Source organism: Prevotella sp., assembly GCF_036570325.1.
Classification (GTDB): domain Bacteria; phylum Bacteroidota; class Bacteroidia; order Bacteroidales; family Bacteroidaceae; genus Prevotella.
This window is the reverse complement of sequence record NZ_DATCYK010000091.1, coordinates 1-3699: the sequence shown is the minus strand read 5'-3', so window position 1 is coordinate 3699 and position 3699 is coordinate 1. Positions and strand designations below refer to the sequence as shown.

Annotated in this window: 5 protein-coding genes; all 5 read right to left on the bottom strand. The window is 39.3% G+C overall.

Annotated elements, in window-relative coordinates:
• Positions 1 to 28: 28 nt before the first annotated feature.
• Complete coding sequence (locus VIR50_RS09095; protein WP_331934814.1) at positions 29 to 1141, bottom strand: IS1249 family transposase; 1113 nt, start codon at positions 1139 to 1141, stop codon at positions 29 to 31.
• 301 nt (positions 1142 to 1442) lie between these two features.
• Entirely contained in the window at positions 1443 to 1805 is a 363-nt protein-coding gene (gene rplL, locus VIR50_RS09090; protein ID WP_320854357.1) for a 50S ribosomal protein L7/L12, read from the bottom strand.
• A gap of 75 nt (positions 1806 to 1880) precedes the next feature.
• A complete protein-coding gene (rplJ, locus tag VIR50_RS09085) occupies positions 1881 to 2387 on the bottom strand; it encodes a 50S ribosomal protein L10 (RefSeq protein ID WP_127134204.1) in 507 nt (168 codons plus the stop codon).
• 174 nt (positions 2388 to 2561) lie between these two features.
• Positions 2562 to 3272 (bottom strand): 50S ribosomal protein L1, encoded by a 711-nt coding sequence (gene rplA, locus VIR50_RS09080; RefSeq protein ID WP_127134205.1) that lies wholly within the window; start codon positions 3270 to 3272, stop codon positions 2562 to 2564.
• 75 nt (positions 3273 to 3347) lie between these two features.
• Positions 3348 to 3699: 50S ribosomal protein L11 (gene rplK / locus VIR50_RS09075; protein WP_331934813.1), on the bottom strand; the 352-nt coding region annotated here is incomplete at its 5' end.

The window sequence follows — 3699 nt, the reverse complement described above, 5'->3', positions numbered from 1 at the left end:
CGGGTTATAGGACAAAAAGTGTGTGTGACTAATCCCAATAAGTTGGAAAATCTGTAGACATATGTAGCTCATTCCAAACAGGAGCATCACCCCATTGAGGGATTGAACGATCTATTTGACAATAATCAGATAACCGTTTGTAGATAGCAGCAATCGATTCATCTGTAGGCATACAATTTAATATATCTGAAATAGAAAGCGGTCTTGGTGAGTGCATATAGCACCACCAATAGACCGCTTTTAGTCTTCTTTCAAGTGAAAGGCCCCTATGAGCCCGTAACATACTTCTTAGTTGAGCATTTATTCCACCTTCAATACGATTATTTGTTGTAGGTATTGTAATATCAATACATTCCAAAAATGTAAATAAAGTTTCTTGCCTAATCAGACGCCATAATGATGATTCAGCTTTAAGCAAACGCTCATGTGTAGAGCGTTTGTTTCCAAATTCATCAATCGTCATTTCTCGTAAAAAATCAGAATATGTCATTCGCCACGCTGAAAGTTTATTAATCCATATAAAAGCTTGATCCATTGTTTTCACATTAAATAAATCTTTAGCAAGAGTATAAAGGTCCTTTCCTGCTAACGTTTTAGGTCTACTTGTCGTATATCGTCTAACCTGACAAAAAATATGAAATAGGCATCTTTGGTGGCTACTATGAGGCCAAACTTTCCGTAATGCTTTAGGTAAACCATTAGCACCATCAGATACAACGACTTTAGGTTCAGCAATCCGTTCCATTAAGCACTGCCAAGATCTAGCATGCTCATAACGGCAGACATACCATCCTAGAACATGAGTATCATTGCAACAAATCAACACACATAAATTTCTAGCTAAGTAAATTCCATCAAGATATACCACATCATGTACTTCTTCCACTTTTGGTGGCAATGGCCATATGGACCAAAATTTAGCGGTTTTACGCCTGAATGTACGACCTTTACCAGGCATATCAGCTTGAATATCGGTGCTGAATAACCAATTCAAGAATAAGTTTAACTCTTTACTTAAATTATTAATTTTAACGGTAAATGCCACCTTACAATGTTTGCAAAACCAACGCTGAGAACCAGATTTTAAAACACCATGTTTAATACATTTTTCATTACAATCAGGACATTTTATTTGTCGCATAAACTCTTCCTCCATATTTGTTCATATATAGGAAGATATAACCTCATTTTAGTCAGTCATTACAAGGGTTAATTGATGTTTTCACCCACACTTTTTGTCCACCCTCAAACTTCTCCAGAAAAAGATTAAACCCTTATAACACTAGATATTTACTAGTATTATAAGGGTTTTTACACACACTTTTTGTCCTATAAGCCACATTTAGGGATTATAGAACCCGCTATAGGACGAAACAAGTATGTATTTGATTATACAAAAAAGGCGTACCTCTCGGTACGCCTTAATATGTTAGGGCTAAGAATTATTTCAATTCTACGGATGCGCCAGCTTCTTCCAATTGAGCTTTCAAAGCTTCAGCTGCTTCAGTTGGAACGCCTTCTTTTACAGGTGCAGGAGCGCCGTCAACGATAGCTTTAGCTTCTTTCAAGCCAAGACCAGTTGCTTCACGAACAACTTTAATTACGTTGATTTTAGATGCGCCAGCATCTTTCAAGATTACGTCAAAAGAATCTTTAGCTGCGCCAGCACCAGCATCACCAGCTGCTGCTACTGCTACAGGAGCTGCTGCAGTTACGCCAAATTCTTCTTCGATTGCTTTTACAAGATCATTAAGTTCAAGGATAGTTGCTTCTTTCAATTCAGCAACGATGTTTTCAATGTTCAATGCCATTTTAGATTTCCTCCATAAAATAGTTTTTATTGAGCTAGTACTAAGCGACTAGCGGATAATTTGCAGATATTATTCTGCAGCTTCTGCTGGTTGAGCTTCTGCAACAGCTTTGACAGCGTATGCAACGTTGCGAACAGGAGCTTGCAACACGGAAAGCAACATGGAAAGCATACCATCGCGATTTGGAAGGTTTGCAATTGCTTTAACTTGAGCAGCATCCATAACTTCGCCTTCAACGATACCAGCTTTAACAGTAACAACTTCTTGTTCTGTAGCTTTAATGAATTGTTCGATTACACGAGCAGGTGCAACAGCATCTTCTTTAGAAGTAGCCAACGCAGTTGGGCCTTCCAAATGCTCAGTGAAACCTTCAAGATTCAATTCGTTTGCAGCAATGCGAGTCAAAGTATTTTTGATTACTTTGTATTCAACACCTTCAGCCAACATTTTGCGACGAAGATCAGTAGCTTGAGCTACAGTCAAACCAGAGTAACCAATCAATACAGCACCTTTTGCTTCGGAAAGAGTTTCTTTCATTTGAGCAACAATTGCTTTTTTTGATTCAGTGACAGCCATTAGATTACCTCCTTATAGATTTTTGTGGTGCTCTATGTACTATCTTAGCGTAAAAAGACCTCACCGTTGCCGATGAGGTCGTAACTATCCCAGTTTATTCTAGGTGTCAGCCTCAGCGGGCGGATTTTCATCCATTATACATACCTGCCGTCTACAGCTAAGAGACATATGTGATTATTGCTCTTTGGAAACTGCGCTCAATTTGAACACATTCAAAGGCACACCAGGGCCCATTGTAGAAGCCAAAGTTACAGATTTAATATATTGACCTTTAGCAGCTACAGGTTTAGCCTTGATAATAGTATCAACGATTGTACGATAGTTGTCAAGTAATTTTTCATCATCGAAAGACGCTTTACCGATGGAGCAAGAAATAATACCTGCTTTATCAGTACGGTATTCGATTTTACCAGCTTTGATTTCGTTTACTGCACGAGCAACGTCTGGAGTTACAGTACCAACTTTAGGGTTTGGCATCAAACCTTTTGGACCCAAGATTTTACCAAGACGGCCTACTTGGCCCATCATGTCAGGTGTAGCAACTACTACGTCGAAGTCACTCCAACCACCTTGGATTTTTGCTACCAACTCTTCAGAACCAACGAAATCTGCGCCAGCATCTTCAGCTTCTTTAATTTTGTCGCCTTTTGCGAATACAAGAACGCGTTTAGTTTTGCCAGTACCATGAGGCAATACTACTGCACCACGAACTTGTTGATCAGCGTATTTAGGGTCGACATTCAAGTTGAAAGCGATTTCAACTGTTTCATCGAAATTTGCAGTTGCAGTTTTCTTAACAAGCTCAATTGCTTCCACTGGCTCATAAAATTTACCAGCTTCAATAAGTTTTGCTGCTTCAGCGTATTTCTTACCTACTTTTGCCATTATAATATCCTCCTTATGTGGTCAAACGGGAATTCCCTCCCACCGATTAGCGCCTATGCACCAATCGTACGCTTATTAGTCAACGATTTCAATGCCCATGCTGCGAGCAGTACCTTCTACCATGCGCATACCTTGTTCTACGGTATTAGCATTCAAATCAGGCATTTTTGTTTCAGCAATTTCACGAACTTTATCGCGACTTACTTTAGCTACTTTATCACGGTTAGGTACACCAGAACCTTTTGGAATACCTGCAGCTTTTTTCAACAATACTGCAGCTGGTGGAGTTTTTGTGACGAAGTCAAAGCTACGATCTTCATATACGTTAATAACTACTGGAATGATCAAGCCCGCTTGTTTAGCAGTACGTTCGTTGAATTCTTTTGTGAAAGCAACGAAATTAACACCTGCTTGGCCTAGTGCAGGA